At 67.2% G+C, this 1590-nt stretch carries 2 protein-coding genes; one reads left to right on the forward strand and one right to left on the reverse strand.

What is annotated here, in order from left to right; all coding sequences use genetic code 11:
* Window positions 1-57: 57 nt before the first annotated feature.
* Window positions 58-450 carry an SCO5389 family protein gene (locus MJ783_RS21590; RefSeq protein WP_239313302.1) on the reverse strand — a complete coding sequence of 131 codons (393 nt, stop codon included), beginning with the start codon at window positions 448-450 and terminating at the stop codon, window positions 58-60.
* Between the two features lie 376 nt (window positions 451-826).
* On the opposite strand from MJ783_RS21590, the gene bluB reads away from it, so the two are divergent.
* Window positions 827-1504: a 5,6-dimethylbenzimidazole synthase gene (gene bluB / locus MJ783_RS21595; RefSeq protein WP_239313304.1), complete on the forward strand. Its 678-nt coding sequence runs from the start codon at window positions 827-829 to the stop codon at window positions 1502-1504.
* Window positions 1505-1590: the final 86 nt, after the last annotated feature.

A 1590-nucleotide genomic window follows, 5' to 3' on the forward strand; every position in this document is an offset into this window, starting at 1 on the left:
TATCCTCGGGCGCTCTTAGGGCCTGGTGCCGCACATCCGGTGGACGGGCGGCGCCGATCAGCAGTTGACGAATCCTGGCTGCTGGTTGAGGACCTGGCTTTCCGCCGAGACAAACCGCCGGTACTGCTCGCTGGCCACCGCCGGTGGGCGGAAGGCGGCCAGCCGATGGCAGTTCTGGAACGCCAGGGCCACCCCGAAGTGGCGTTCCAGCGCGCCGCGGATCGCGGTGCTTGCCAGCGCCCGCAGCAGCTGCCCCTGCTCGGCGTCATCCGCCGGTGGCACCTGGTTGTCGACAAAGTCACGGTCCGCGGCCGGCAGCTCGCCAGCGAGCCGTTCGACCAGGCCGTAGGCGTAGGGCAGGGACGCGCGGACGCAGGCGAGGAAGGCATCGTCGTCGACGCTGCCGTGTTCAGCCTGCGCAAGCAGTTCCGGGGAGACGGCCAGAGACACGGGACCTCCTGGGCAGAGGCGATCAGGACACATGCCAGCCTCATGGATGTGACAATCGTTGTCAATACAAGTTACCGATGCGCACCGGGACGATCTGTGCGCGCGGCGGCACGGCGGTACGGGAGGGCGACGAGGAAGGTCATCGTGATTGTTCTGGCCGCGTTGATGAAGATTACTTTTTCCATTGAGGAGCATGATCGGTTTTTTGGGTGGCGGATATGATCGAGACGGCATCGTTCGCGAGGTGTCCTGGGGAATCGGGGAGGACCGGGAAGCCGGTGAAGGCCGGGCGGTAGAGGTTGATCCGAGAGTCTGAAGACCGGTCTCGCGTGTGTGCCACCCGCTGGTCGGGTGGTCGGTCGGTGGGAGTCCTGCCATGCTGGTAGATCTCTACGACGTGATCAGTCGGCGTCGGGATGTACGTGCCCAGTTCACGGGGGCGCCGATGCCGCCGGGCGTCCTGGAGCGGGTGCTTGCGGCGGCGCATGCCGCACCCAGCGTCGGCCTGAGCCAGCCATGGGACTTCATCGTGATCGAGAGCATCCGGACCCGGCGGGCATTTCATGATCACGTTGAGGCGGAGCGGGCGATTTTCGCCGCGACCCTGACCGCGGACCAGGCTGCCCGCTTCACCCCGATCAAGATCGATGGAGTGTTGGAGTCCACGCTGTCCGTCGTGGTGACCTATGATCCGCGGCGTGGCGCGCCGGCGGTCCTGGGACGCCATGCCATCGCGGACACCGGGCTGTACTCGGTGTGTCTGGCGATCGAGAATCTGTGGCTGGCCGCGACAGCCGAAGGCCTCGGCGTCGGCTGGGTGTCGTTCTACCGTGAACAGGTCGTGCGCAGGCTGCTCGGTATCCCCGCCGGTATCCGGCCGGTCGCCTGGCTGTGCCTGGGGCCGGTGACACATCATGAGGTTGTCCCCGACCTGGAGCGGCACAACTGGGCATACCGCCGCGTCCTGCGGCAGGCGATCCATCACGAGAGGTGGCAACCGGCCGGGCCGGCGGATGGCGGGCCGGTGGACGGCGGGCCGGCAATACCGCGATGACGGTGCGTGTCGGTTCTTCGGCTCTCGGCTCTCGGCTCTCGGCTCTCGGTTCTCCGGTTCTCCGGCTCTTCCGGCCAGCGCCGGGG

Source organism: Protofrankia sp. Cj3, from assembly GCF_917627355.1.
Taxonomy (GTDB): Bacteria; Actinomycetota; Actinomycetes; order Frankiales; family Frankiaceae; genus Protofrankia.

Excerpts from the sequence above, each read along its gene's own strand:
- bluB (WP_239313304.1), top strand. The coding sequence starts at position 827 with ATGCTGGTAGATCTCTACGACGTGATCAGTCGGCGTCGGGATGTACGT.